Origin of the sequence: Paenibacillus naphthalenovorans (assembly GCF_900099895.1) — a bacterium.
In the GTDB taxonomy this organism is placed as follows: Bacteria; Bacillota; Bacilli; order Paenibacillales; family NBRC-103111; genus Paenibacillus_G; species Paenibacillus_G naphthalenovorans.
The window spans coordinates 1-26264 of sequence record NZ_FNDY01000029.1 but is presented as its reverse complement, the minus strand read 5'-3'; the positions used below and the strand labels follow the sequence as shown (position 1 = coordinate 26264).

The following is a 26264-nucleotide window of genomic DNA, read 5'->3' as shown; positions in this document are numbered from 1 at the left end:
TCCAAGTTTGTGTGGGCAAATCTACACCGGAAGCATCCGTTGTAAGAATGTGCTGTCTGTACGCTTCATACACCCGTGGCTTACGCCTGGCCCAATAGATTACTCGACTCCCATTTCCGCGCCTTCAAGGTTAAGGTTAAGCTTATCGCTTGTTACCTCATCCTCATCGTCGATTTCCTTCATTTCGATCTCTTCTTCATTCTCGGACAAGATTTTCACATCCATACCCAAGCTTTGAAGCTCTTTGATCAATACCTTGAAGGATTCCGGTACGCCAGGCTCCGGAACATTCTCACCTTTAACAATCGACTCATACGTTTTGACGCGTCCTACCACGTCGTCGGATTTCACAGTCAAAATCTCCTGCAGGGTATAAGCTGCACCATAAGCCTCGAGCGCCCATACCTCCATCTCGCCAAACCGCTGTCCGCCGAACTGAGCTTTACCGCCCAGCGGCTGCTGCGTAACGAGCGAGTACGGCCCTGTCGAACGCGCATGGATTTTATCATCGACCATGTGAGCCAGCTTGATCATATACATGACGCCTACCGTTACCTCTCGCTCAAACGGTTCACCGGTTCTGCCGTCGTACAGGATCGTCTTGCCGTTACGCTGCATGCCGGCCTCTTCCATCGTATCGAACACGTCGTATTCATTAGCACCGTCGAATACCGGCGTTGCCGTATGGATACCGAGATACTTGGCAGCCATCCCCAAGTGAACTTCCAGCACCTGTCCGATGTTCATCCGGGAAGGAACGCCAAGCGGGTTCAGCACAACTTCAACCGGCGTGCCGTCCGGCAGGAACGGCATGTCCTCTTCCGGTAAAATCCGTGCGATAACCCCTTTGTTTCCGTGACGTCCCGCCATCTTGTCGCCTTCGGAAATTTTCCGCTTCTGGGCGATGTAGACGCGCACCAGCTGGTTTACGCCAGGAGGCAGTTCGTCGCCGTTCTCACGGGTAAATACTTTCACGTCGACTACGATACCATCGGTACCGTGCGGCACACGAAGCGAAGTATCGCGAACTTCACGGGCTTTTTCACCGAAAATCGCATGAAGCAAACGTTCTTCCGCGGTCAGCTCCGTAACCCCTTTTGGCGTTACTTTGCCCACCAGAATGTCGCCTGCCGCGATCTCGGCACCGACGCGGATAATTCCGCGCTCATCGAGATTTTTCAGCGCATCTTCCCCGACGTTCGGAATATCACGGGTGATTTCCTCCGGTCCGAGCTTCGTATCCCGGGCTTCAGACTCATATTCTTCAATGTGAATGGAAGTATAGACGTCTTCCTTCACCAGTTTTTCACTAAGCAATATCGCATCCTCGTAGTTGTAGCCTTCCCATGTCATAAAGGCAACCACTACGTTCCGCCCGAGCGCAAGCTCGCCCATCTCCGTCGACGGACCATCGGCGAGGATATCTCCTACGCGCACTTGCTCGCCTTTATGGCAAATCGGACGTTGGTTAATACATGTTCCTTGATTGGAGCGCAAAAACTTGTGCAATTTATGTTTAACGATGTCTCCGTTCACCAGCCGGCCGTCCACTACTTCCTGACGGCGTACCCAGATCTCGTTAGCCGTCACCCGTTCTACTACACCGTTCACCTTGGAAACGACACATACACCCGAGTCCTTGGCCGCCTTATGCTCCATCCCCGTACCGACAAGCGGCGCCTTAGGGATAAGAAGCGGAACGGCTTGACGCTGCATGTTCGAACCCATGAGAGCACGGTTGGAGTCGTCGTTTTCCAAAAATGGAATAAGCGCCGTCGCTACCGACACAACCTGCTTAGGGGAAACGTCCATGTAATCGACACGCTCTTTAGGGAGCGTCAGAATATCGTCCTTGTAACGGACAATGACGTTATCATTCGCAAATCTGCCGTCCTCGGTCAACTCGGCATTCGCCTGCGCGACCACGTAATTATCTTCTTCATCGGCCGTCAAATAAGCGATCTCATCCGTAACTATGCCGGTATTCGGGTCAACACGCCGGTAGGGCGCTTCAATAAAGCCGAATTCATTCACACGCGCGAACGTGGAAAGTGAGTTAATCAAACCGATGTTCGGTCCTTCCGGCGTCTCAATCGGACACATCCGCCCATAGTGGGAGTGATGGACGTCCCGCACTTCAAAACCTGCGCGTTCCCGCGTCAAACCACCGGGTCCAAGAGCGGACAGGCGGCGTTTGTGCGTCAGTTCGGCAAGCGGGTTCGTCTGGTCCATAAACTGCGACAGCTGGGAGCTTCCGAAGAACTCCTTGATCGAAGCGATGACCGGACGTATATTGATCAATTGCTGCGGGGTGATCGTGTTCACATCCTGAATCGACATCCGCTCGCGTACCACGCGCTCCATCCGGGACAGGCCAATGCGGAACTGGTTCTGCAAAAGCTCTCCCACGGAACGCAAGCGACGGTTACCCAGATGATCGATATCATCGGTGCTGCCGATCCCATGCAGCAAGTTAATGAAATAGTTGATCGATGCAATGATATCAGCCGGCGTAATGTTCTTCACCGACTTGTCAATTTTCCCGTTGGCGATGACTTTAACCACTTTCCCGTCTTCAATCGGGGAGTAGACGTTAATGTGCTGCAGCGTAATCTTATCTGTTTCAGTTACGCCGTTAGCGACCGAATATTCTTTGAAGCCGACGTTGTCTTCCAGATAAGGAATAATCGTGTCGAGCAAACGGCGGTCAAGCTGTTGTCCAGCTTCTGCAATAATCTCGCCTGTTTCCGGATTAACAAGGGTCTCAGCCAGACGTTGATTGAACAGACGATTTTTGATATGCAGCTTTTTGTTGATTTTGTACCGTCCAACATTGGCAAGATCGTAACGCTTCGGATCGAAGAATCTGGCGATCAGCAAGCTTCTCGCATTATCCAGCGTCGGCGGCTCGCCCGGGCGAAGACGCTCGTAAATTTCAATCAACGCCTTGTCCGTCGAATCGGTGTTATCCTTGTCCAACGTATTGCGGATATATTCATCGTCACCCAGCAGGTCTATGATTTCCGCGTCGGTACCGAAGCCGAGTGCACGAAGCAGTACGGTTACAGGGATTTTTCTTGTACGGTCAATACGCACATAGATGATATCCTTCGCATCCGTTTCCAATTCAAGCCAAGCGCCGCGGTTCGGAATCACGGTAGCGGTATAAGCCTTTTTACCGTTTTTATCGACTTTCGTACTAAAATAGACGCTCGGGGAACGAACCAGCTGACTGACAATAACCCGTTCAGCGCCGTTGATAATAAAAGTACCCGTTTCGGTCATCAGAGGGAAATCGCCCATAAAGACTTCCTGCTCCTTGACTTCGCCAGTCTCTTTATTGATCAAACGTACTTTCACACGAAGCGGTGCAGCGAAGGTGACGTCGCGTTCTTTGGATTCATCCACTGAATACTTTGGCTCTCCCAAGCTGTAGTCGATAAATTCCAACACCAAATTCCCCGTAAAATCTTGGATTGGGGAAATATCTTGAAACATTTCACGCAACCCTTCATCCAAAAACCACTGATATGATTTTTGTTGGATTTCAATCAGGTTTGGAACTTCCAACACCTCATGAATCCGCGCGTACGACCTGCGTTTACGTCGACCTAATTGAACAAGATGTCCCGCCAACTTAGATTCACCCCTCATGTCTACTCAATAGAACAAAATAAAAGCCTCTTTGGGAAGCCTTCTCGAGTAAATACTGCACGAAGATAAACTTCTTAAGGAAGCTTGTTATTACGATGCACGAATCGTACAACGAACAGGTGACTTTTTCCCCATTTTACCATAATTTTCTTCACACCTTGTAGGGTTTACCTAAAATTTAAACATTATACGTCAAATGATAAAATCTTATTCATCCCAGCATGAAAAAAATATCTTGACATTTTAGTAAACTAAAGAGAAAAAGCATGACCATAATACTGACATTTTAATATAATATCACATCCCAAAATTCAAGTCAACATTTTTCCAGCGCATCAAAATCATTTCGCAGCCTTGATAATCCAGTAGCCTTTACTCCGTTCCACCTGTTCTACACGGCTATAGAGAGACTCCAATTTGCTATAAGCCGACGGGGCGCCTTGTTTCTTCTGAATAACGACCCAAAGAGCGCCGCCCGGTACAAGTGCTTCATGCGCCTGCTCGAAAATACGGTGAACCGTTTCTTTGCCGGCTCGGATCGGAGGATTGGTCAGCACCACATCAAACGACCGGCCCTTCAACTCCGATAACAGGTCACTTTGCAGTATTTCTACATTGTCCAGGCCGTTCCGATCGGCATTGTGCTTGGCTAACGCAACAGCGCGTTCATTGATGTCCACCATGGTGACCGTACCCTTGTGCGCCAGCACGGCAGCCGTCAGTCCAATCGGCCCGTAACCGCAGCCCACATCAAGAATCCGGGCATCGACGGGAAGCGCCACCGTTTCCACGAGCAGCTTCGATCCGTAATCAACCCCCTTTTTTGAGAACACCCCGGCATCCGTTACAAAAATGAACCTGCGTCCACGCATCGTCTCTTCAATGGTGTGCAGGTCATGTTCAACGCTGGGTTTTCTGGAATAGTAATGTTCCGACACGTTCGGCCACCTCCCTGTTTGCTGTATTGAAAAGGAAAACCCCTTGAGAGAATCGCCTCTTCAAGGGGTGCTTGACCTTTGAAATTACTTCACTTCTACGGAAGCGCCTGCTTCTTCCAGCTTAGCTTTGATGGATTCAGCTTCTTCCTTGGAAACTTTTTCTTTCAACGGCTTCGGTGCGCCGTCTACGAGGTCTTTTGCTTCTTTCAAGCCAAGGCCTGTAATTTCGCGAACCACTTTGATTACGTTGATTTTGGACGCGCCTGCGCTTGCCAGGATAACGTCGAATTCGGATTGCTCTTGCGCTTCTGCAGCGCCGCCGCCTGCTACTACTGCCACAGGAGCAGCCGCCGTTACGCCAAACTCTTCTTCGATTGCTTTAACCAGATCGTTCAGTTCCAATACTGTCATGCCTTTAATGGCTTCCAAAATTTGCTCTTTGCTCATGGTTTAAACCTCCGTTTATATTTAGATCGTTTTTTTAAAAAGATTACGCTTCTTGTACGCCGCCTTCTTGCTTATCGGATACAGCCTTAACCGCAAGGGCGAAGTTGCGAATCGGAGCTTGAAGCACGCTGAGCAACATGGACAGAAGACCTTCTCTGGACGGAAGCTCAGCCAGCGCCTTGATTTGGTTGATATCAACCACTTTACCTTCTACAACGCCTGCTTTAATGTTCAGGTTTTCGTTCTTCTTAGCGAACTCCGCCAAAATTTTAGCCGGAGCCACGACATCTTCTTTGCTGAATGCGATCGCAGTAGGACCAGTCAAATACTCATCCAGTTCAGACAGTTCCGCATTCGCCGTAGCACGGCGTACCAAAGTATTTTTCAACACTTGGAATTCCACACCAGCTTCACGCAATTGTTTGCGAAGCTCCGTTACTTGGGCAACGTTCAAGCCGCGGTAATCGGCAACGATGGAACAAGAGCTTTCTTTCAGCTTTTCGGCTACAGCCGTAACCTGTTGAGCTTTTTGCTCGATAATTTTTGCGTTTGCCATTTTTGCACCTCCTAAGAGCTTTCTGCAGGAAAGCTTGCATCGTAAGCATAAGCTATAAGTTTTCGTGAGAAAACTGCTTCGTAAACTTAACTCGTAAACAAAGTCCGCCCGAGGCCGCTCATTCCGTTTCTCGCCATCTCCGCCAAGGCAAGGTCCGCATAAAAGCGAAAATGCCTTCGCAGACGAAAGCGAAGGCATGATGATTCACATATTCTTGAGCTGTTAAGCAAAGAATACCGAATTTATATCATAACACCTCGGCAGGAAATTAAGCCCATGGGTAGGAGCACCTGCTGTCTACGGTAAGCATATTCGTTTGTTAGACTTAGAACAGGTTAGCATGGATGACCTGGAAAGTCAAATACCAAGGCTACTCCTATCTAAGAGCTGCAGCGTTCACACGAGCGCTCGGACCCATTGTCGAGGATACCGCGATGTTCTTCAGGTATACCCCTTTAGCTGCGGCCGGTTTCGCTCTGTTCAGCGCATCAATCAAAGCTTTGAAATTTTCAGCAAGCTTCTCGGCTTCGAAGGAAACTTTTCCGATCGGCGCGTGAATTTGTCCGGCTTTATCCAGACGGTATTCGATTTTACCAGCCTTGATCTCCTGAACGGCTTTCGCCACGTCGAACGTAACGGTACCCGCTTTCGGATTCGGCATCAAACCTTTACCACCCAAGATACGGCCGAGCTTACCCACTTCGCTCATCATGTCTGGCGTAGCTACGCAGACATCGAAGTCGAACCAGCCTTGCTGGATCTTGTTGATCATGTCTTGATCGCCAACGAAATCGGCTCCTGCCGCTTCCGCTTCTTTGGCTTTTTCGCCTTTGGCGAATACAAGAACGCGTTTTGTTTTACCTGTGCCGTGAGGCAATACAACCACACCGCGAACGGCTTGGTCTTGTTTTCTAGGGTCTACGCCCAAACGTACAGCCACTTCAACGGTTTCGTCGAATTTGGCACGCGCTGTCTTCTTCACGAGCTCGATCGCCTCGAGCGGCTCGTAAAAAGCGTCAGCGTCGATTTGCTTGGCAGCTTCCAAGTATTTCTTGCCGTGTTTAGCCACTGTCTTATCCTCCTATGTGGTATTAGCGGAATATCCTCCCACTTGGTTGGCTCCTCCGTTATAACCGGGGGCCGGAAGCATGGATTAGTCTACGATTGCAACGCCCATGCTGCGAGCCGTACCTTCCACCATACGCATAGCAGCCTCGATGGATGCCGCGTTCAGGTCAGGCATTTTTTGCTCGGCAATTTCACGAATTTTCGCACGATTAACGGTTGCAACTTTCTTCTTGTTCGGTTCGCCGGAACCTTTTTCGATCCCTGCAGCCACGCGCAGCAATACGGCAGCTGGAGGCGTTTTGGTAACGAACGTGAAGGAACGGTCCTCGAATACCGTAATTTCTACCGGAATGATGAGACCTGCTTGATCGGCCGTGCGAGCATTAAATTCTTTACAGAACGCCATGATATTAACGCCGGCTTGACCAAGAGCAGGACCGATCGGCGGAGCCGGATTCGCTTTTCCTGCAGGGACCTGCAATTTCACCATTTTAATAACCTTTTTTGCCATTGTTGTGTACACCTCCTCGCCCGTAGTATGGCAGAATTTCGCTTACAACGGTTAAAGCTTTTCCACCTGATTATAGTCAAGCTCCAACGGCGTCTCTCTGCCGAACATGTTGACATGAACCTTCAGCTTGCTTTTGTCGAGCAGAATTTCTTCTACGGAACCGACAAAATTGGCAAACGGTCCAACTTTTACGCGTACGGTTTCTTTGAGCTCGAAATCGATCTTCGGCTTCGGCTCTTCCATACCCATGTGCTTGAGAATCGCATCCACTTCCTCGGGAAGCAGCGGCGTCGGCTTCGAACCCGAACCGGTCGATCCGACAAACCCGGTAACCCCAGGAGTGTTGCGCACGACATACCACGAATCGTCCGTCTGGATCATCTCCACGAGGACATACCCTGGATATACTTTACGCATAACCGTTTTCTTCTTGCCGTCTTTATTCACAAGCTCTTCTTCCATGGGAACGAGCACACGAAAAATCTTGTCCTTCATATCCATGGATTCGACGCGCTTTTCCAAATTTGCCTTCACCTTGTTTTCATACCCGGAATAGGTATGTACGACGTACCATCTTTTTTCCATTTCCATAGTGCCACCCACCAGCCCAGATTATTGAAACACGAGGCGAAGCAGCTCTGAAATTCCCAGGTCCAGAACGTAGAAGTACACCGTTATAAAGGTGACCGTAAATAATACGACCAGCGTGTAGCTAATCAGCTCTTTACGGCTAGGCCATTTTACTTTTTTCAGCTCGGACCAGCTGTCCGCAAAAAAAGAAAATGTATTGCCGAATCCCTGCTTCAATTTAGCCAAAAAGGACACAACTACACCTCCAAAAAACTAGCGCGTTTCGCGATGAGCTGTCTGTTCATTGCAAAACTTGCAATATTTCTTCAACTCCATGCGGTCGGGATGGTTGCGCTTATTTTTAGTGGATGTATAGTTTCTTTGCTTGCAGTTTGTGCACGCTAAAGTGATGATCACCCGCATGATGTACACCTCCTACGGACCAGCCTCAAGATTTACAGCCTTATATGATCAGCAAAAAAACGCCTTTCAATTAAGGCCACCCAAATACTTTAGCACACGACATAGCTTGTGTCAAGGAATGTATTCACTTGGCTGTCCGTCCCCGTCCACATCCATTATTAACCAAGGCCCCGGATCTTAAACGAATCCTAAACCGATTTATATAAAGGGATCCCTTGCATTTCAGGAACATTTGTTCTATGATAAGGGTATAAAAAAGCTTCCGAACGAAGCCCTTTCGGTGAAGAACCATTTGCGGTTTGTACAGCCGCTTTTCTTGCGCGGAAAGGAAATTGTTCAGTTTTGCCGGACGTTTTTATTTTTATTGCAAAAAAGCACCTCCACAAAAGCAAAAGGCGCTTTAATCATTATGCATCGCGTACTTCCAAATACCTTTCGAGCTTGCGTTTTACCCGTTGAAGCGCGTTGTCAATCGATTTGACATGGCGGTCTAAATCAACAGCAATCTCCTGATAGGAGCGTCCGTCCAAATACAGCATCAGCACTCTGCGTTCGAGATCACTTAAAATCTCGCCCATCTTGTCTTCAAGTCCGCTAAACTCCTCTTGATTGATGATCAGCTCCTCCGGATCGGATACCCGGGAACCGCAGATCACATCAAGCAGTGTACGGTCGGAATCTTCATCATAAATGGGCTTGTCCAGCGAAACGTAAGAATTCAGAGGAATATGCTTTTGGCGCGTGGCGGTTTTGATCGCTGTGATGATTTGGCGGGTAATACAGAGTTCGGCAAAGGCTTTAAAAGAGGCGAGCTTTTCTCCGCGGAAATCGCGGATCGATTTATAGAGACCGATCATACCTTCCTGCACGATGTCTTCCCTGTCAGCGCCGATCAAAAAATAAGAACGTGCTTTGGCGCGGACAAAGTTTTTATACTTGTTGATCAAGTACTCCAGTGCATCGCTATTTCCTTCACGGACCGCTTCGACAAGATCTTCGTCTGCCTTGAGGTCGTATTCGTCCATTCTCAACTCTTTGAAGTCGACACTCACTACAATCCCTCCGGCCCAACGCTTGAAAGATAGGACTAGTATACATTATGTAATCTACCATCGTCAACCGGATTCCCGTTAGAAAAAGCTTTACTTGCTAGATTTGCAAAGCTACTTCTCCCGCCGCCACTTTTCGAACATCGCCCGAACATCTTCACTGAGCCGCTTATCAAAGGTATTACGCTTCCCCGCGGCTTCATCCTCAATTTTTCGCCGGATCTCGGCCCGCGCTTGCCGCAGCTTTACGAGAAGCTCGCCGGCCGGAATGCGGAAGGCTCCTTTACCGAAAATAACATGCTGCTCCGTCATATCCGAAGTCGCCACATATACTTGCTTTCGCCGTCCGATATGCTCCGTAACCAATCGTTCGATCAGTTCATCCGCCGTTTCCTTTTCTTTGGTGTAATAAACCGGAAGCTTGCTCTGAACATACTTACCGCCAAGTCCCGGCACATAATACGCGTCAAAAACAACGATCACCTTCATGCCCGAGAACGATTGATATTCCGCCATCATCTCAATCAACCTGTCCCGCGCTTCTTCCAGCCTGATTTCTTTCAGCGCCTTAAGCTCAGGCCAGTCGCCAATGATGTTGTATCCGTCTACGATTAAGATTTCCTGTATCATGCAGCATCGCCCTGCTGGTAAGCGCGCTAGCGGGCTGCCGTCCGCTGCCGGACGACTTCATACATGAAGACCGATGCGGCGACAGAGGCATTCAGCGAATTAATTTGACCGAACATCGGGAGTTTAAGCAGAAAATCGCATTTTTCCTTAATCAACCGGCCGATCCCTTTACCTTCATTACCGATCACAATCGCCAGAGGCAGGTTCAGATTCGTCTGGTATACGGGCTGCTCGGCCCCGACATCCGCTCCGGCCACCCATACCCCGCGCTCCTTTAGCAGCTCGATGGTCTGCGCCAGATTCGTCACACGCGCTACCGGAACATACTCTACTGCACCCGCGGATGTTTTCGAGACGGCAGCCGTCAATCCCACGGAACGTCTTTTGGGGATAATGACCCCGTGCACGCCGGTACAGTCCGCTGTACGCAGAATGGAGCCAAGGTTATGCGGATCTTCTATTTCATCAAGCAAAAGCAAGAACGGCATCTCACCGCGCTCCTCCGCTCTCGCAAGCAAATCCTCGACTTCGACGTATGCATATGCCGCCACTTGCGCGACGATTCCTTGATGCTGCAGGCCCGAGGCCATTTGATCCAGCTTCCGCTTGTCAGCCAGCTGCACAACCACCCCGCTGCGCTTCGCTTCGGCAATAATCGGCTGGGCGAGCTGTTTTTGCGCCTGCTCGGCAATCCAAATTTTGTTGATCGTCCGCCCGGAACGCAGCGCTTCAAGTACGGAATGCTTTCCTCCGATAAATTCTTCTTCCATGCCCAAGGCCCCCTTTCCTTCTTCGAATGTTATTTATCCTGCTCCAACGACAGCAACATCAAATACTGAAGCCGCTCCCATTGCTGCGTGTAATACAAATAGCCGATCAGGCATTCAAACGCGGTGCTGTGCCGATATTCCAACACATCCGCATTCTTCGCGGTTGTCCCGGACTTGGCATTGCGCCCCCGCTTGACGACATCCTGTTCCTCTTCCGTGAGATGCGGCAGCCAACGCTGCAGCGATTTCGCCTGCGATTTTGCCGAAACATACCGGGTAGCCGTCCGATGCAAGTAGTTAGGCTTATGATTCGTTTGCGCCACCACATACTGCCTCACGAACACCTCGTAAATGGCGTCTCCCATATACGCCAGCACCAGCGGATGAAGCTGACCCGGTTCGCGGGCGGGCGGGAAGGAAAATAAATGGCTCTTGATCTCCTGATCCGACATTTCGTCCCATTTCATAAACTCGCCCTACTTCCGCCGCCAGCGGATGCCTTGAGGCGTATCTTCCAGTTGAATGCCGCGTTCTGTCAGCAGATCCCGGATTTCATCGGCGCGGGCCCAATTTTTCGCTTTTCGCGCTTCGGTCCTTTCTGTAATGAGCCGTTCCACCTCTTCATCCAATAATTCCTCTGCCTCCGGGGCCAATAGACCCAACACGCCGTCCATAGCTGCAAACTGCTGTACGAACAACTCCAGGGAGCCGGACGTTACCCGCCCCGATTGCAAATAATTATTCGCGGCACTGACAAGCTCAAACACCGCCGTAATTGCATCCGGCGTATTGAAATCATCGTTCATCTTCGCTTCAAATTGCTCCTTGGCCGCACGGACCGCCTCCACGACCGCAGCGTCGGCCTCCCCCGCTTCCGCGGATTGCAGCCGGTGCTTCAAAGCGGCGATACAGTTGTCCAAACGGGCTAAGCTGCCCTTTGCTTGCTCCACCGCATCCTCGCTGAAATTCAACGGATTGCGGTAATGGCCGGAGAGCATAAAATAGCGGATCACCTGGCCCGGCATCTCCTTGAGCAGTTGATGCACTTGAATGCCGTTTCCAAGCGATTTGGACATTTTTTCATTGTTGATATTCACAAATCCGTTATGCATCCAATAATTGGCCATCCGGCGGCCGGTTAATCCCTCGGATTGAGCGATTTCACATTCATGGTGCGGAAAAGTCAGGTCCTGGCCTCCACCGTGAATATCGATCGTTTCGCCCAAATATTTACGAACCAACGCCGAGCATTCGATATGCCATCCCGGGCGGCCTTCACCCCAGGGGCTTGACCAACTAATTTCACCCGGCTTCGCAGCCTTCCAAAGCACGAAATCTTGAGGATTCTCCTTGCGCTCGTCCACGTCTACCCGAATGCCGTACTGCAGCTCCTCCAGGTTTTGGTGGGAAAGCTTGCCGTACTCGGTAAATTTGGATGTCCGAAAATAAACGTCTCCTCCGGATTCGTAGGCGTAATCATTGGCTACCAGCCCCGAAATGAACTCGATGATGTCCGCCATGTTCTCCGTCACGCGGGGATGCGCCGTCGCTTTGCGAACACCCAGACCCGCCGTATCCTCATAATACTTTTGAACAAACAAGTCCGCCACCTCCGGAACGGTGGTGCCCATCTCCGCGGCCTTCTTGATCAGCTTGTCATCCACATCGGTAAAATTCACAATGAACGTCACATCATAACCTATCGACTCCAGATAACGGCGAACCACATCGAAAAAAATAACCGGTCTGGCATTCCCGATGTGAATATAATCATATACGGTCGGACCGCACACATACATTTTTACTTTACCCGGTTCCAGCGGTATAAAGTTTTCTTTCGTACGTGTCATCGTGTTATAAATCTTAAGCGACATGCTCAATCGTTTCCTCCGATCTTTGTTTTCACTGGTTCCCTTTTCTGCTCCCATTGCTGCGCCGCCTTCAGCTCGTCAACCTGCTCCTGCAGCTGTTTGAACATATCGATGATCGGATCGGGAAGCTTATCATGCTCCAACCGACCGATACGAACGCCATCCCTCTTGACGATGCGTCCCGGAATTCCCACTACGGTGCTGTTCGGCGGCACTTCGCTCAACACTACCGCATTCGAGCCGATGCGGGAGTTGTCTCCTACCGTGAATGAACCCAACACCTTGGCTCCGGCCGAAATGACCACATTATTGCCGATGGTCGGATGGCGCTTCCCTCGCTCTTTGCCTGTACCCCCCAGCGTTACACCATGATACAACAGTACGTCATCGCCGATTTCGCAGGTTTCTCCAATGACGACGCCCATGCCGTGGTCGATAAAAAATCTCCGTCCGATAACCGCACCCGGGTGAATCTCAATGCCCGTCATAAACCTGCTGATCTGAGAAATCACGCGGGCCAGCGTATACCATCTTTTTTTATAAAACCAATGCGCGACCCGATGCGCCCAAAGCGCATGCAAACCGGCATAAGTAAAGACGACTTCAAACCATCCCCTGGCCGCCGGGTCGTTCTCAAAGATCGTATTGATGTCTTCTTTCATCCGTTCGAACATATCGTTTCACCGCTTCCCTTTCCTAATCCCCCAAGCCAAAGAAAGAACGTCGCGCAAAAAACGCCTCCGCAGCCGATTTCGGCTGCAGAGGCGTTCAAATACCGCGGTTCCACTCTGCTTGGATAAGTATAAATCCTCTTCCCGGCAGCCATGATTGGCCGGGAAGCTTATCCATCTCGTATCGTTCGTATCGTGAACGTCACGGTAAAGGCTACCCTGCCGCTGCAGCCGGAGCGCTCGCAGGCAGATCGTCTTTACAGCTCCCGGGTGCACTTCCGGATAAAGAGGATTGGACAACTCGCAGCCGGCATGCCCCCACACCGGTTGTCCTCTCTGAGAATCCCGCATTTTTCCGTACTTTCCCGTTCGTCGCCACTAAGTATGAAGTTAAAGCAATATCAATGATCTCTATAGTATATCGAAAAAACGGAAGGTTTACAATAACTTCTTCACCCGTTGAATCACCTTTTCTTTGCCCAACAAATACAAGGTCTTATTCAGATCGGGTCCATGCATTTGACCCGTCAGGGCCACTCTCACCGTCATAAAGAGCTGCTTCCCTTTATAGCCGGTTTCCGTTTGGACAGCTTTCAGCATCGCCTTTAGAGCATCGACATCAAACTCTGACGCCTGTTCCACCTGGGTTAAGAAGCTGTGCAATACGACGGGTGCATGCTCTTCCGCAAGCATCGCTTTAGCTTCTTCATCATAGCTGACCTCCTCGCGGAAGAACAGCTCCGACAAATCAACAATCTCAGCGGCATAGCGCAGCTGCTCCTGATACAGCCCGATCAGGGAGTGAGCCCACTGCCGCTGCTCGTCCGTCAACTCCTGTGGCAGTCTGCCCGCTTTTTGAAGATGGGGCAGTGCCAGCTCTGCAATACGCTCGGTATCCGCCTTTTTGATGTAGACGTTGCTCATCCAATTGAGCTTATCCATATCGAATACCGCAGGACTCTTGGACAACCGGTCGAGATCGAATCCTGCAATCAGCTCTTCCCTTGTGAAGATTTCTTCCTCCCCTTTCGGAGACCAGCCTAGGAGCGCGATAAAGTTCATCACCGCTTCCGGCAAATAACCCAGATCCCTATACTGCTCGATAAATTGGATGATCGATTCGTCCCGTTTGCTCATTTTTTTGCGGTCCTGATTCAGGATCAGCGCCAAATGCGCGAATTCCGGCACAGGAAGGCCAAGCGCTTCATACATCATGATCTGCCGTGGCGTATTGGTCAGGTGCTCTTCCCCGCGAATAACTAGGGTGATGTCCATCAGGTGGTCATCCAGAATGACCGCAAAGTTATACGTCGGGATGCCGTCGGGGCGGACGATAATGAAATCGCCGATGCCGTTCGTATCGAATTCGACGCGCTCGCGAATCCGATCCTCGAAAGCAATCGTCCGGTTCTCCGGCACACGGAAGCGGATCGACGGCTTGCGGCCTTCCGCTTTGTAGGCCTCCGCCTGCTCCGGCGTCAGATGGCGGCATTTGCCCGAATACATCGGCATCTGGCCCGCAGCCTCCTGCTTAGCCCGCTCCTCCTCCAGCTCCGCTTCCGTACAGTAACAGTAGTAGGCGTTGCCTTCCTGCAGCAGCCGGTCAATAAAAGGCCGGTACAGGTCCAGCCGTTCGGTTTGGCGATACGGCCCATACGGTCCTCCTACATCCACACTCTCGTCCCATTCGATACCCAGCCACTTCAATCCGTTCAGTTGGCTGTCCACTCCGGTTTCCACATGCCGGGTTTGATCCGTATCTTCGAAACGGATCACGAACTGTCCGCCTTCCTTACGGGCGATCAAATAGTTAAACAGCGCCGTACGCGCTCCCCCGATATGCAAGTGCCCTGTCGGGCTCGGCGCATACCTCACACGAAACTTTGCCATACGTTGTTCTCCTCCCCTGCTCCGCAGGCGTTCCTTCAGACCGAACGATGCCTGCAAGCCGATCAACCGTCAAAATAATATGTGTTATGATAGCACACCTTGGACAAGACAAACAACCGCTTGTGCCGCTATTCCTTCTCCGCGTCCCGTAAATCCAAGCTGCTCGGTCGTCGTTGCTTTCACATTGACTTGGCTCGTCTCCGCCTCCAGCGCCTGAGCGATGCGCTCCGCCATCGCCGGAATATACGGAGCCATCTTCGGTTTTTGCGCGATGATGGTGCAATCCACATTTCCCAAACGGTATCCCGCTTCCTTCGCCTTCCCCCATATGTCTACCAGCAGCTTATAGCTGTCCGCATCTTTAAAGGCGGCATCCGTATCGGGATAGTGCTTGCCGATATCCCCAAGCCCGAGCGCTCCCAGAATGGCATCACTCACCGCATGCAGCAGCACGTCCGCGTCCGAATGCCCGAGCAGTCCCTTCTCGTACGGGATTTCCACTCCGCCGATGATGCACTTGCGCCCTTCCACCAACTGGTGTACATCAAAGCCTTGTCCTACCCGAATCATCATTTCTTCTCTCCCCTGACATTGCGAATAATCCACTCCGCCCAAGGCAGATCCTCGGGAGTCGTGATTTTAATATTGTAATAGTCGGCTTCCACTACCGACACGCGGATCCCCATCCGCTCCACCAGCATGGCATCGTCCGTCCCTGTAAACCCTTCTTGCCGGGCGCGTTCGTGCGCCTCCAGCAGCACGGAAAAACGAAAAGCCTGCGGCGTTTGGATCGCCCACAAGCTGCTCCGGTCAGGAGTGGATTGGATCACCCCCGAGCCGTCCACGACTTTGATCGTGTCCTTCACGGGCACGGCAAGCACTGCTGCCTCCGTCTTCATCGCTTGATGCAGACAAGCGGTGAGGTGCTCAACTGCCGTGAACGGCCTGACGCCGTCATGTACCATGACCCAATCGACAGTCCCTTTCAAGGCCTGCAAGCCCTGATAAACGGAATCCTGCCGTTCTTTTCCACCCTGTATAATATGCTTTACTTTGCCCAGTCCGTACTCCCTGACAAACTGACCGCAGCGCGGCACATCGTCCGCTCCGGTAACGAGCGCAACGCTGCTTACCGGAGCGAAGCGTTCAAACAGCTCCAGCGTATGTACGAGAATCGGCTTATGATCAATCAGCAAATACTGCTTGCTTTCTTTTGTGCCCATCCGCGAGCCCTTGCCCGCAGCGACAACGACTACTCCAAGTCTGATCGTCAACTTGTCCACCTGCCACAACATATCGGCTTCAGGGCCCTGCTTTCGCGAAAGCTGCCGTTTCCGGCAAGACATGGGCCCGATTAGCGCATCTACACTATCATACCGCGTTAGAGCGCTTTTTCCAATAGCTTGGGCTTAGCAAAAATCATTCGTCCGGCTGAAGTTTGCAGAACACTCGTCACCAGAACATCCAGTGTCGTGCCGATAAAGTCACGCCCGCCTTCGACCACAATCATCGTGCCGTCATCCAAATAAGCGACGCCTTGACCGTGCTCTTTGCCGTCCTTGATTACCTGCACGAGAATTTCCTCTCCCGGCAGTACGACCGGTTTCACCGCATTGGCCAAATCGTTGATGTTCAGAACCGACACGCCCTGAAGCTCGCATACTTTATTCAGGTTGAAATCGTTCGTGATCACTTTGCCTTGAAGCAATTTCGCCAGCTTGACCAATTTGCTGTCCACCTCGGAAATCTCTTCAAAATCCCCTTCATAGATCAGCACCTTCACGTCGAGCTCCTTTTGAATCTTGTTCAAAATATCAAGCCCCCGACGTCCGCGGTTTCTTTTCAAAAGATCGGAGGAATCGGCAATATGCTGAAGCTCCTCCAGCACGAATTCCGGAATGACCAGCGTACCTTCAATAAACCCCGTCTTGCAGATATCTGCAATCCGGCCGTCGATAATGACGCTCGTATCCAGAATTTTATGCTCCTCAAACTCTTTGGCTTCGCCTGAAGCGCCGCGTCTCCGATCCGACCGCCGCTTATCGAGTGCGGCTAACAACTCTTCTTTCTTCAAGATCCCCATCCGGTATCCCGCATACGAGAAAATCGCGATACACAGCATATGCAGCAGCGGATTGAATATACCCGCACGCGCCAAAGGATTCAGCAGAACGGAAGAGACCAACAATCCCATCACCATTCCCGCCGCCCCGGCAAGCATATCGGCCGCCGGCATATTCGCCGCGCGTTCTTCCCCCTGAACCATGACCTTAAGCAGAGAATTTAGCGCCCAGGAGCTCATCGAATAAAAGAAGAGTGCTCCCACCCCAAACATCCATGCTCCCTGCCCTTTTATTTCATGAATACCCGTTACTGTACCTATGACTTCAAATAATGGTTTACCTATCGTATCACTCCATTGTAATCCAAGCGTACCGCCAATAACTGCGAATAGAAGCTGGAACCATTTTTTCATCATAGACTTCACCTCCATCAAAATCGGTTGCATAATCCCTTACGTTACAATTATGAACCAAAAGTTTCCTGCCTAATCGTTCCGTAAGAAAAAAACAAAAAAGCATTTATTTCCATAAGGAAAATAAATGCTTTTCATTTTCACGGACATCTCTTCGTTAAATTGTCGTTGTTTTGGATTCCGGTTCTTCCATCGTATTCGTTTTCTTTTTCTTCAGGCGGAGAAAGACGAAAAGACGGTCAACGTTTTTTTTTAGGCCGTACAGTGCATACAGGAGCAGCGGTACAAAGATGATCTTGGACAGTGTGCCCGGAAATTGAACGGCAATGACAACGGCGATGATCACCACGATCGGGGTTACCCATATCGCCGCTTTTGGAATGCCCACCTTCTTGAAGTTCGGATATTTCACCGTGCTGACCATCAGATAGGACAGGAGAAGTGTGGCCAAGACAAGCACCATGGTGCTCAGCTCATTGTGAAACAGAGCAAGCGTACAAAGAACACCGCCGGCAGCCGGTATGGGCAAACCGATAAAGTAGCCGGGCGTACCGGCAATCACGTTGAAGCGAGCCAACCGCAGCGCTCCGCAAATGGGGAAAATCGCCGTGACAATCCACGCCCCTGCCGCGTTCATCTCGGTAAAGGCCATAACATACATAATGAACGCCGGAGCCACCCCAAACGAGATGACATCGGACAGCGAATCCAGTTCCTTGCCGAATTCGCTTTGAACATTGAGCGCACGGGCCACCCGTCCGTCCAAACCGTCAAGCAGCATAGCCACAAGCACCATAATAGCCGCCAGCTCGGGTTTATTGTTAAACACCATAATGATCGAAATGATGCCGAGAAACAAGTTCCCGACGGTAAACAAATTCGGGAGGGATTTCGTTATCATGATTAATCCACCTCTGGTTATACTGTGCCCTATTCAAAAAAACCTAACCCAATTCAATTATACTAAGGTACCTTATGATTGTATGCAAGTTAGATATGCCTGTCAATGAGTACCTGATCTTGAATTCGTTTTAGGCCTTCTTTTATCGTTCGGGCCCTTACTTCTCCGATTCCGTCCACTTCGTCCAGTTCCTCGATCGTGGCCATCATCAGATGAGGAAGCTGTTCGAAGCGCTCGATCAGATTATGAATGATCACCGACGGCAGCCTCGGGATTTTATTCAATACCCGATACCCCCGCGGGGATACGATTTCCTCCGCACTGTTGGTCGCATGCGGGAATCCAAGCACTCGGGCAATGTGGGAATGATCCAGCATTTCGTCGGTGGCCAGCCGTTTGAGCGAGTTCAAGACTTCTTTAACCTTTTCGTCGCTGGGATCCTTGACATAATCTTTAATCAGCAAAAAGGCTTCGTATTCCGTATTACCGACCAATTCATGCAGCTGCATACTGATCAGACGGCCTTCGTTCCCCAGCTCGTTGATGTAGCGATTGATTTCCGCTTTAATACGCAGCACCATCTCGATACGTTGTATAACTCCCGTTACATCGTGTAGCGTCACGAGCTCTTCAAATTCCGAAGCGCCAAGGTTCGTCAAATCCTGATCGAGTACAGATTTATATTTTTCCAACGTTTGAATCGCCTGATTCGCCTTGGTCAAAATCACACCAATATCTTTTAAGGCATACCGCAAATTTCCTTGATACAGCGTGATGACGTTTCGCCGCTGCGAAATCGACACTACCAGCTTGGAAGTCTGCTTCGCGACGCGCTCTGCTGTCCGGTGACGGATCCCCGTTTCGGTGGATGGGATGGATGAATCCGGAATCAGCTGTGTATTGGCATAAAGTATGCGTTTGAGATCTTCGCTGAGAATGATGGCGCCGTCCATTTTGGCCAACTCATATAAATAGTTTGGGGAAAAGTCGCAGTTGATGGAAAATCCTCCGTCCACAATTTCCATCACTTCCGGACTGTATCCTACGACGATCAGACCGCCGGTTTTGGCTCGCAGCACATTTTCGAGCCCTTCCCGAAAAGGGGTTCCCGGCGCTACCAACTGCAGCAGTTGGCTCATCACGTCGCGTTTCGCTTCTTCCTTGCTCAAAGGTGTCCCTCCTGACGGTTATACTAAAGCTGCTGATAGCGCTTCGGCTACAGTATTCACACCGATGATTTCAATTCCTGCGGGCGGCGTCCACCCCTTCAGACTTTTGTGCGGGAGAATGACCCGCTTGAAGCCGAGCTTCTGCGCTTCGCGCACCCGCTGATCTACTCGGGAAACGCCGCGGACCTCACCGGTCAGGCCCACCTCGCCGAAGACAACGTCGAACGGCTGTGTAGGCTGATCGCGGAAGCTTGAGGCAATGCTCACCGCCACAGCAAGGTCTACTGCCGGTTCGTCGAGCTTGACTCCGCCTGCGATATTGAGGTAAGCGTCCTGATTCTGCAAGAACAGACCCATTCGTTTCTCCAGCACAGCGATGATCAGCGACAACCTGTTGTGATCATAGCCGGTGGCCATCCTCCGGGGAGAAGGGAAATTTGTGGTCGATACGAGCGCCTGCAGTTCAACCAGAACCGGCCTGGTTCCCTCCATGCTCGCAACCACGGTTGAACCGGATACACCCATCGGCCGTTCCGACAAGAACAGCTCCGAAGGGTTGCTCACCTCGACTAATCCGCTCTCCCGCATTTCAAAAATACCGATCTCATTCGTCGAACCGAACCGGTTTTTTACGGCACGCAGAAGACGATACGAGTGATGCCGCTCCCCTTCAAAATAAAGCACGCAATCGACCATATGCTCGAGAAGTCGCGGCCCGGCAATCGACCCCTCCTTAGTAACATGGCCCACAAGCACGGTGGCAATGCCTCTCCCTTTAGCGATGCGCATAAAATGCCCCGTGCATTCTCTGACCTGAGATACGCTGCCGGGTGCCGAAGCCACAGCGGGATGATATACCGTCTGAATGGAATCAATGACGACAAAATCCGGCTCCATCTCATCAATCGCCGCCTCGATATACTCCACGTTCGTTTCACTAAGTACAAACAACAAACCGGAGACCGCTTGAAGCCGGTCGGCTCGGAGCTTCGTCTGCCTGACGGATTCTTCGCCGGAAATATACAGCACTTTGAGATTTTGCTGCGTCAATGCGTAGGAAGCCTGCAGCAGAAGTGTCGATTTGCCAATTCCAGGATCGCCCCCTACCAGAATAAGGGATCCTGGTACGACGCCTCCTCCCAACACACGGTTTAACTCCCGGTTATCCGTGATAATGCGCTCTTCCTGACTGCTTTCTATGTTTATGATGGAAACTGCTTTTTCTTTCTTATCGGAAAAAGATAAATGAAGCCCCCTGCTCTTGCCGGAAGTCTCCACTTCTTCCACAAAAGTATTCCAAGCTCCGCAGCCAGGGCATTTGCCGAACCATTTCGGCGTTTCGTAGCCGCACTGCTGACAAAAAAACTTTGTTTTTGCTTTGGCCATTGCGCCTCCTAATCCTGCTTCAAGCCCAAACGCACTTATAGTACTACAAAACAAAGTTTACCATGATGCAACACCCTTGAAAACCCTCCCAGTTCATTCCGTATAAAGAAAAATCCGACCAGCCGGAAAACGGCAGCCGGATTTTTTCATTATGCTTGTGAAGCGACGCCTTGATTGCGCTCCACAATCAACTCGCCTTCTTTCTCATCAATCGTAAGCGTATCGCCCTTACTGATGTTGCCGCGGAGCAATTCTTCAGACAAACGATCTTCAATATGCTTTTGAATCGCTCTGCGTAGAGGCCTTGCACCAAATGCCGGATCGTAGCCTTCTTTGGCAAGGAATGCCTTGGCCGCATCGGTCAGTACGAAATCCACTTCCTGCTCCTTCAGACGTTTACGCAGTTCTTCGGCCATCAACGATACGATTTCGCCGATATGCTTTTCGTCCAGGGAGTGGAATACGATGATTTCGTCGATCCGGTTCAAGAACTCCGGACGGAAGCTCTTCTTCAGTTCGCCCATGACTTTGTCCTTCATGTTTGCGTAATCTCTGCCCGAATCTTGTGCCGCAGTAAAGCCCAGCGTCGAGTTTTTCTTAATCAAATCCGCCCCGACGTTGGATGTCATGATAATCAGCGTGTTGCGGAAATCCACTGTACGGCCCTTGGAGTCCGTTAAACGTCCGTCTTCAAGCACTTGAAGCAAGATATTAAACACTTCCGGATGGGCCTTCTCAATTTCATCCAAAAGAACGACAGAGTACGGCTTGCGGCGTACTTTCTCCGTAAGTTGTCCGCCTTCCTCATATCCGACGTATCCCGGAGGCGCTCCAACCAAACGGGAAGTGGAATGCTTCTCCATGTACTCGGACATGTCAATCCGGATCACCGCGTTTTCATCGCCGAACAGCGACTCCGCCAAAGCGCGGGCCAATTCCGTTTTACCGACCCCTGTCGGCCCAAGGAATATAAATGAACCCATCGGACGCTTCGGATCCTTCAGCCCCGCTCTTGCACGACGGATTGCGCGGCTCACGGCTTTCACCGCTTCATCCTGTCCGATCACCCGATCGTGCAGAATGGATTCCATTTTGAGCAGACGCTCGGTTTCTTCTTCAGCCAGCTTCACCACCGGGATGCCGGTCCAGCTGGCCACCACTTGGGCGATATCTTCCGGCGTCACCTCGGAGTCGGTGCGGCCTTGTTTTTCCTTCCATTCGTTCTTTGTGGCATCGAGCTCTTCTCTCATCTTCTGCTCCGTGTCACGAAGCGCGGCTGCTTTCTCGAATTCCTGGCTCTGTACGGCAGCATCCTTCTCCTTGCGGATGTCTTCCAAACGGCTTTCGAGCTTTTTCAGATCCGGCGGAACGGTGTAAGAGCGAAGCCTTACTTTTGAGCTTGCCTCATCAATCAAATCAATCGCTTTGTCCGGGAGGAAGCGGTCCGTGATGTAACGATCGGAGAGCTTCACGGCTTGCTCAATCGCTTCATCTGTAATTTTTACACGATGGTGTGCTTCATACCGGTCACGAAGCCCATGGAGAATTTGAATCGCCTCTTCCGGAGAAGGCTGATCCACCGTAATCGGCTGGAAGCGTCTTTCCAAAGCGGCATCCTTCTCGATATATTTGCGATATTCATCCAGCGTCGTCGCTCCGATGCACTGCAGTTCGCCGCGGGCCAGCGCCGGCTTCAGGATATTGGAGGCATCGATTGCGCCTTCCGCTCCGCCTGCACCGATAAGCGTATGCAGCTCATCAATGAAAAGAATGATGTTGCCGGCTTGACGAATTTCATCCATGATTTTTTTCAGACGGTCTTCGAATTCGCCGCGGTATTTGGTACCGGCTACGACAGATCCCATATCCAAAGTCATCACGCGTTTGTCACGCAAAGTCTCGGGAATCTCATTGGCTACAATTTTCTGGGCCAGGCCTTCCGCAATAGCGGTTTTACCAACCCCCGGTTCCCCGATCAGGACCGGATTGTTCTTCGTTCTGCGGCTGAGCACCTGAATGACGCGCTCGATTTCCTTGCTCCGGCCGATAACCGGATCGAGGTTGCCTTCTTTGGCATAGGCGGTCAAATCACGCGCCAGACCGTCCAAAGTCGGTGTATTTACATTAGCAGGGCTACCATGGTTCGGCGAGACCACCTCGCTGCTGCCAAGAAGTTGGAGCACTTGTTGGCGGGCTTTATTCAAGCTTACGCCCAAATTGCCCAGCACTCGCGCTGCAACACCTTCGCCTTCGCGAATCAATCCGAGCAGAATATGCTCCGTTCCGACATACGTATGCCCGAGTTTTCGCGCCTCATCCATGGACAGCTCAATAACCTTTTTGGCTCGAGGGGTATAAGCGATATTCGTCGGCTGCTCTTGTCCTCTGCCGATCAGCGATTCGACTTCGTCCTGAATTTTCTCCAAACCAAGCCCCAACGCGATCAGCGCCTTGGCCGCAATTCCTTCGCCTTCGCGAATCAAACCGAGCAAAATATGCTCCGTTCCAATATTGTTATGACCCAAACGAACGGCTTCTTCCTGAGCCAAAGACAGTACTTTCTGCGCACGTTCTGTAAATCTGCCAAACATCATGTGTAACACCTCCAAAAATTAGTAAGGGAATATGGTTTCCACATTAACATGAACTCGGCCGGGCTTCAATCCGATTGTGATAATTTGTCCCGGATCAGCTGGGCCCTTCTAATGTCTCTTTCTTCAGGGGTTAGCTTTTCTCCTGCTAATTGCTGTAAAAAACCCGGTTGGGTCATCACGAGAAGCTCATTCAGTACGTTTGGTGACACATTCTTGATAAATTGTAAATCAATGCCGAGCCGAACATCCGACAACCGCTGCGTCGCTTCTTTGGAGTCCATAATCGCCGCATAGGAAAGAATTCCATAGGAACGGCTGACTCGATCGATAATTTTGGCTTTGGTTTCATGTACCAACTTCTGTCTGGCCGCCCGTTCATGCTCGATGATCTGTCTGACTACGCTGTAAAGATTGTCGATAATTTCCTCTTCCGATTGCCCGAGCGTAATCTGGTTGGATATTTGGAACAGATTGCCCAGAGCCTCGCTGCCTTCACCATACAGACCCCGAACCGCCAAGCCTACCTGTGTGATAGCCGACAAAATTCGATTGATCTGCTGAGTCAGCACCAACGCCGGAAGGTGAATCATAACCGACGCGCGAATACCGGTTCCGACATTTGTCGGGCAGCTCGTCATGTACCCTCTTTTCTCATCAAATGCGTAGTTCAGCTGCACCTCGAAAGCATCGTCGATTTCATTAGCCATCTCCCACGCTTCTTTAATTTGAAAACCGGGGCACAGGCATTGTATTCGCAGATGGTCTTCTTCATTCACCATGATGCTGATCGATTCATTATCGCTCAAAATAACCGCACCGTTCCGTGACTCGTTAGCCAGGGCCGGACTGATCAGATGCTTTTCAACCAGCACCCGTTTTTCCAAATCATTCAATTCCGAGAGCGGAAGCAGCGTAAACTTGCTGATCGTATTCAATTCATCATTATGAAGCGCCTGAGCTACTTGATCCAAAACCTCTTTTGACTGTTGGTTCGTCGCCAACATAGGAAAAGGGTAGGCCCGTAAATTCCGGGCAATGCGAATTCTGCTGCTCATCACGATATCCGAATCTGGGCCATCCGCCTTCATCCAATCGCTCAGAGCATGCTTTGTAAACCGGCTCGCCTCTGTCATAAGCATTCCCCCCAACAACCTGTCATTATCTCAGCCTTCGGCTACTTTCTTTTCTAATTCCCGAATCTGATCCCGAAGCTTGGCCGCTTGCTCAAATTCTTCATTTTCAACGGATAACAGCAGCTCCTTTTTGAGCCGATCGATTTCGCGCCTATATTTAATCAACCCGCCAGATCGTTTTGGAACCTTGCCGGTGTGAATGATATTTCCGTGGACTCTTTTGAAAAGGGGATCGAGCTTCTCACCGAAATATTTGTAGCATTCGCTGCAGCCGAATCGTCCTACTTTACTAAATTGACTATAAGTAAGCCCGCAATGCTCGCAGCGGCTCGGTTGAACTTTATTCGCCAGCGTGCCGGGCGTTGTTGAGGGTTCAAAGTCAAGTAATCCGCTCAACAGATTGTGAATGGAAAAGCCATTCGGGGTTCCCGGTATCAGCTCTCCCTTTTCCCTGGCACACGTTTCACAAATGTGAAATTCCGTCTTCTCGCCATTCAAAATTTTAGTAAAATGCAGCGTTGCTTGTTTTTTACCACATTCTTGACATAACATTCGGTTCCCTCCTCATTTGCTAAGTAAGGAGATCAGCATGGCTTTAAGAAGCTTCGCCCGAATCTCGTCGCGAAGAGGCAGTTTCAAGGTGAGCACCTCTCTTGCCATAGCTGCCTTCATGATGGCCGCTTCCCTTTCGGAAATGAAGCCGCCCTCCTCTAGCTGGTACAACAGACCTTCCGAAGCGGATTGATCCATATGCGAGCCGATCGTTCGAAAAATATGGTCAAGCACGGGGCCATGAGAATGCAGTTTAATCTTCTGAATTCGAATGTACCCGCCGCCGCCTCGTTTACTTTCCACAATGTACCCTTTTTCCAAAGTAAAACGGGTACTGATGACATAGTTGATTTGTGATGGAACACAGTTGAACTGATCGGCAAGATCATTACGCTGGATCTCAATCACGCCGCCCGGGCTCTGCTGCAAAATTTGCTTCAGATACTGTTCGATAACTTCTGAAACATTTCGCATCCGTTCGACCTCCAAAGGCAGAAGTAAAGCCAGTTCGTAAAATGTTGTGTGAAAGCCATTGAAAATCTCAATTATTGACTTTGACTTTCTTTGACTTTAAAAACATTATATCAGATTTTTACAATAATGCAACACCCCGCAGTGCTCCAGACTGAGCCTACAGCGAGATGCTCCGATATCACATTTGTTTAACTTCGTTTAAGCAACAACGGTTTCGGTTCCTATGCTTATTATGTATTCTTTCCCTAAGATTATGTCTTTAAATAATACCGTGCGCTTATTTTTAAAAAACACCCCATCGTTTATTTCATATACCGCAAAAGCATTTCAAATTGAAAAGATGTGCTTATTTTATGCATCACACAACAGGAAAGAGCCTCTTCGGATTATAATCCGAAGAGGCTCTTTCATTGCTTGGCGACGTTCTACTCTCCCAGGACCCTGCGGTCCAAGTACCATCGACGCTGGAAGGCTTAACGGTCGTGTTCGGTATGGGTACGCGTGGTTCCCTTCCGCCATCATCACCAAACG

At 50.5% G+C, this 26264-nt stretch carries 27 protein-coding genes, 1 rRNA gene and 1 other annotated feature; all 28 genes read right to left on the bottom strand.

Annotation, left to right across the window (positions count from 1 at the left end):
• Positions 1–99 precede the first annotated feature (99 nt).
• Complete coding sequence (gene rpoB, locus BLT35_RS20540) at positions 100–3654, bottom strand: DNA-directed RNA polymerase subunit beta (RefSeq protein WP_171006031.1); 3555 nt, start codon at positions 3652–3654, stop codon at positions 100–102.
• A gap of 341 nt (positions 3655–3995) precedes the next feature.
• Positions 3996–4592 (bottom strand): class I SAM-dependent methyltransferase, encoded by a 597-nt coding sequence (locus BLT35_RS20535; protein ID WP_074729640.1) that lies wholly within the window; start codon positions 4590–4592, stop codon positions 3996–3998.
• 84 nt (positions 4593–4676) lie between these two features.
• Complete coding sequence (gene rplL / locus BLT35_RS20530; RefSeq protein WP_054818705.1) at positions 4677–5039, bottom strand: 50S ribosomal protein L7/L12; 363 nt, start codon at positions 5037–5039, stop codon at positions 4677–4679.
• 43 nt (positions 5040–5082) lie between these two features.
• Positions 5083–5595 carry a 50S ribosomal protein L10 gene (gene rplJ, locus BLT35_RS20525; protein WP_074729639.1) on the bottom strand — a complete coding sequence of 171 codons (513 nt, stop codon included), beginning with the start codon at positions 5593–5595 and terminating at the stop codon, positions 5083–5085.
• Positions 5596–5751: 156 nt separating this feature from the next.
• Positions 5752–5916, bottom strand: a sequence feature (ribosomal protein L10 leader region).
• A 55-nt stretch (positions 5917–5971) separates the two neighbouring features.
• Positions 5972–6664 carry a 50S ribosomal protein L1 gene (gene rplA / locus BLT35_RS20520; protein WP_062410369.1) on the bottom strand — a complete coding sequence of 231 codons (693 nt, stop codon included), beginning with the start codon at positions 6662–6664 and terminating at the stop codon, positions 5972–5974.
• An 84-nt stretch (positions 6665–6748) separates the two neighbouring features.
• Entirely contained in the window at positions 6749–7174 is a 426-nt protein-coding gene (gene rplK, locus BLT35_RS20515) for a 50S ribosomal protein L11 (protein ID WP_062410368.1), read from the bottom strand.
• Positions 7175–7225: 51 nt separating this feature from the next.
• The gene (nusG, locus tag BLT35_RS20510; protein WP_054818741.1) at positions 7226–7759 is read right to left on the bottom strand and encodes a transcription termination/antitermination protein NusG; all 534 of its coding nucleotides are present in this window, start codon (positions 7757–7759) and stop codon (positions 7226–7228) included.
• A gap of 27 nt (positions 7760–7786) precedes the next feature.
• On the bottom strand, positions 7787–7999 hold the full coding sequence (gene secE, locus BLT35_RS20505) for a preprotein translocase subunit SecE (RefSeq protein WP_062410367.1): 213 nt from the start codon (positions 7997–7999) through the stop codon (positions 7787–7789).
• Positions 8000–8017: 18 nt separating this feature from the next.
• Positions 8018–8167, bottom strand: coding sequence for a 50S ribosomal protein L33 (gene rpmG, locus BLT35_RS20500; protein WP_025851018.1), 150 nt, complete (start codon positions 8165–8167; stop codon positions 8018–8020).
• A gap of 407 nt (positions 8168–8574) precedes the next feature.
• Positions 8575–9219, bottom strand: coding sequence for an RNA polymerase sporulation sigma factor SigH (gene sigH / locus BLT35_RS20495; RefSeq protein ID WP_054818701.1), 645 nt, complete (start codon positions 9217–9219; stop codon positions 8575–8577).
• Between the two features lie 111 nt (positions 9220–9330).
• On the bottom strand, positions 9331–9846 hold the full coding sequence (locus BLT35_RS20490) for an NYN domain-containing protein (protein ID WP_062410366.1): 516 nt from the start codon (positions 9844–9846) through the stop codon (positions 9331–9333).
• Between the two features lie 26 nt (positions 9847–9872).
• Positions 9873–10616: a 23S rRNA (guanosine(2251)-2'-O)-methyltransferase RlmB gene (gene rlmB, locus BLT35_RS20485; protein WP_054818740.1), complete on the bottom strand. Its 744-nt coding sequence runs from the start codon at positions 10614–10616 to the stop codon at positions 9873–9875.
• Between the two features lie 29 nt (positions 10617–10645).
• Positions 10646–11083 carry a Mini-ribonuclease 3 gene (locus BLT35_RS20480; protein ID WP_054818700.1) on the bottom strand — a complete coding sequence of 146 codons (438 nt, stop codon included), beginning with the start codon at positions 11081–11083 and terminating at the stop codon, positions 10646–10648.
• A 9-nt stretch (positions 11084–11092) separates the two neighbouring features.
• Positions 11093–12490, bottom strand: a complete 1398-nt coding sequence (gene cysS / locus BLT35_RS20475) for a cysteine--tRNA ligase (RefSeq protein ID WP_074729638.1) — start codon at positions 12488–12490, stop codon at positions 11093–11095.
• Positions 12491–12492: 2 nt separating this feature from the next.
• Positions 12493–13161 carry a serine O-acetyltransferase gene (gene cysE / locus BLT35_RS20470; RefSeq protein ID WP_074729637.1) on the bottom strand — a complete coding sequence of 223 codons (669 nt, stop codon included), beginning with the start codon at positions 13159–13161 and terminating at the stop codon, positions 12493–12495.
• A 6-nt stretch (positions 13162–13167) separates the two neighbouring features.
• Positions 13168–13509, bottom strand: coding sequence for a hypothetical protein (locus tag BLT35_RS20465; protein WP_139170837.1), 342 nt, complete (start codon positions 13507–13509; stop codon positions 13168–13170).
• 87 nt (positions 13510–13596) lie between these two features.
• Positions 13597–15048 carry a glutamate--tRNA ligase gene (gltX, locus tag BLT35_RS20460; RefSeq protein WP_074729635.1) on the bottom strand — a complete coding sequence of 484 codons (1452 nt, stop codon included), beginning with the start codon at positions 15046–15048 and terminating at the stop codon, positions 13597–13599.
• Positions 15049–15132: 84 nt separating this feature from the next.
• Positions 15133–15618 carry a 2-C-methyl-D-erythritol 2,4-cyclodiphosphate synthase gene (gene ispF / locus BLT35_RS20455; RefSeq protein WP_054818698.1) on the bottom strand — a complete coding sequence of 162 codons (486 nt, stop codon included), beginning with the start codon at positions 15616–15618 and terminating at the stop codon, positions 15133–15135.
• Positions 15618–16322, bottom strand: coding sequence for a 2-C-methyl-D-erythritol 4-phosphate cytidylyltransferase (gene ispD, locus BLT35_RS20450; protein WP_137671169.1), 705 nt, complete (start codon positions 16320–16322; stop codon positions 15618–15620). The genes ispF and ispD overlap by 1 nt, the downstream gene beginning before the upstream one ends.
• Positions 16323–16429: 107 nt before the next feature.
• Positions 16430–17527, bottom strand: a complete 1098-nt coding sequence (locus BLT35_RS20445) for a PIN/TRAM domain-containing protein (RefSeq protein ID WP_054818697.1) — start codon at positions 17525–17527, stop codon at positions 16430–16432.
• Positions 17528–17681: 154 nt separating this feature from the next.
• On the bottom strand, positions 17682–18425 hold the full coding sequence (pssA, locus tag BLT35_RS20440; protein WP_062410361.1) for a CDP-diacylglycerol--serine O-phosphatidyltransferase: 744 nt from the start codon (positions 18423–18425) through the stop codon (positions 17682–17684).
• Positions 18426–18514: 89 nt separating this feature from the next.
• The gene (disA, locus tag BLT35_RS20435; protein ID WP_256380575.1) at positions 18515–19594 is read right to left on the bottom strand and encodes a DNA integrity scanning diadenylate cyclase DisA; all 1080 of its coding nucleotides are present in this window, start codon (positions 19592–19594) and stop codon (positions 18515–18517) included.
• Positions 19595–19612: 18 nt separating this feature from the next.
• Positions 19613–20980: a DNA repair protein RadA gene (gene radA / locus BLT35_RS20430; RefSeq protein ID WP_062410360.1), complete on the bottom strand. Its 1368-nt coding sequence runs from the start codon at positions 20978–20980 to the stop codon at positions 19613–19615.
• A 149-nt stretch (positions 20981–21129) separates the two neighbouring features.
• Positions 21130–23574 (bottom strand): ATP-dependent protease ATP-binding subunit ClpC, encoded by a 2445-nt coding sequence (gene clpC, locus BLT35_RS20425; RefSeq protein WP_054818694.1) that lies wholly within the window; start codon positions 23572–23574, stop codon positions 21130–21132.
• 65 nt (positions 23575–23639) lie between these two features.
• Positions 23640–24707 (bottom strand): protein-arginine kinase McsB, encoded by a 1068-nt coding sequence (gene mcsB / locus BLT35_RS20420; RefSeq protein ID WP_062410359.1) that lies wholly within the window; start codon positions 24705–24707, stop codon positions 23640–23642.
• Positions 24708–24737: 30 nt separating this feature from the next.
• On the bottom strand, positions 24738–25259 hold the full coding sequence (gene mcsA, locus BLT35_RS20415) for a protein-arginine kinase activator protein McsA (RefSeq protein WP_062410358.1): 522 nt from the start codon (positions 25257–25259) through the stop codon (positions 24738–24740).
• Positions 25260–25271: 12 nt separating this feature from the next.
• A complete protein-coding gene (locus BLT35_RS20410; RefSeq protein WP_062410357.1) occupies positions 25272–25733 on the bottom strand; it encodes a CtsR family transcriptional regulator in 462 nt (153 codons plus the stop codon).
• Between the two features lie 412 nt (positions 25734–26145).
• Positions 26146–26262, bottom strand: a 5S ribosomal RNA gene (rrf, locus tag BLT35_RS20405).
• Positions 26263–26264: the final 2 nt, after the last annotated feature.

What these genes read in the sequence shown, in the direction of transcription:
- rpoB (WP_171006031.1), bottom strand. Translation starts at nt 3,654, where the DNA reads ATGAGGGGTGAATCTAAGTTGGCGGGACATCTTGTTCAATTAGGTCGA.
- rplL (WP_054818705.1), bottom strand. Translation starts at nt 5,039, where the DNA reads ATGAGCAAAGAGCAAATTTTGGAAGCCATTAAAGGCATGACAGTATTG.
- rplJ (WP_074729639.1), bottom strand. Translation starts at nt 5,595, where the DNA reads ATGGCAAACGCAAAAATTATCGAGCAAAAAGCTCAACAGGTTACGGCT.
- rplK (WP_062410368.1), bottom strand. Translation starts at nt 7,174, where the DNA reads ATGGCAAAAAAGGTTATTAAAATGGTGAAATTGCAGGTCCCTGCAGGA.
- nusG (WP_054818741.1), bottom strand. Translation starts at nt 7,759, where the DNA reads ATGGAAAAAAGATGGTACGTCGTACATACCTATTCCGGGTATGAAAAC.
- rpmG (WP_025851018.1), bottom strand. Translation starts at nt 8,167, where the DNA reads ATGCGGGTGATCATCACTTTAGCGTGCACAAACTGCAAGCAAAGAAAC.
- BLT35_RS20490 (WP_062410366.1), bottom strand. Translation starts at nt 9,846, where the DNA reads ATGATACAGGAAATCTTAATCGTAGACGGATACAACATCATTGGCGAC.
- rlmB (WP_054818740.1), bottom strand. Translation starts at nt 10,616, where the DNA reads ATGGAAGAAGAATTTATCGGAGGAAAGCATTCCGTACTTGAAGCGCTG.
- BLT35_RS20480 (WP_054818700.1), bottom strand. Translation starts at nt 11,083, where the DNA reads ATGAAATGGGACGAAATGTCGGATCAGGAGATCAAGAGCCATTTATTT.
- cysS (WP_074729638.1), bottom strand. Translation starts at nt 12,490, where the DNA reads ATGTCGCTTAAGATTTATAACACGATGACACGTACGAAAGAAAACTTT.
- cysE (WP_074729637.1), bottom strand. Translation starts at nt 13,161, where the DNA reads ATGTTCGAACGGATGAAAGAAGACATCAATACGATCTTTGAGAACGAC.
- BLT35_RS20465 (WP_139170837.1), bottom strand. Translation starts at nt 13,509, where the DNA reads ATGCGGGATTCTCAGAGAGGACAACCGGTGTGGGGGCATGCCGGCTGC.
- gltX (WP_074729635.1), bottom strand. Translation starts at nt 15,048, where the DNA reads ATGGCAAAGTTTCGTGTGAGGTATGCGCCGAGCCCGACAGGGCACTTG.
- ispF (WP_054818698.1), bottom strand. Translation starts at nt 15,618, where the DNA reads ATGATTCGGGTAGGACAAGGCTTTGATGTACACCAGTTGGTGGAAGGG.
- BLT35_RS20445 (WP_054818697.1), bottom strand. Translation starts at nt 17,527, where the DNA reads ATGATGAAAAAATGGTTCCAGCTTCTATTCGCAGTTATTGGCGGTACG.
- pssA (WP_062410361.1), bottom strand. Translation starts at nt 18,425, where the DNA reads ATGATAACGAAATCCCTCCCGAATTTGTTTACCGTCGGGAACTTGTTT.
- radA (WP_062410360.1), bottom strand. Translation starts at nt 20,980, where the DNA reads ATGGCCAAAGCAAAAACAAAGTTTTTTTGTCAGCAGTGCGGCTACGAA.
- clpC (WP_054818694.1), bottom strand. Translation starts at nt 23,574, where the DNA reads ATGATGTTTGGCAGATTTACAGAACGTGCGCAGAAAGTACTGTCTTTG.
- mcsB (WP_062410359.1), bottom strand. Translation starts at nt 24,707, where the DNA reads ATGACAGAGGCGAGCCGGTTTACAAAGCATGCTCTGAGCGATTGGATG.
- mcsA (WP_062410358.1), bottom strand. Translation starts at nt 25,259, where the DNA reads ATGTTATGTCAAGAATGTGGTAAAAAACAAGCAACGCTGCATTTTACT.
- BLT35_RS20410 (WP_062410357.1), bottom strand. Translation starts at nt 25,733, where the DNA reads ATGCGAAATGTTTCAGAAGTTATCGAACAGTATCTGAAGCAAATTTTG.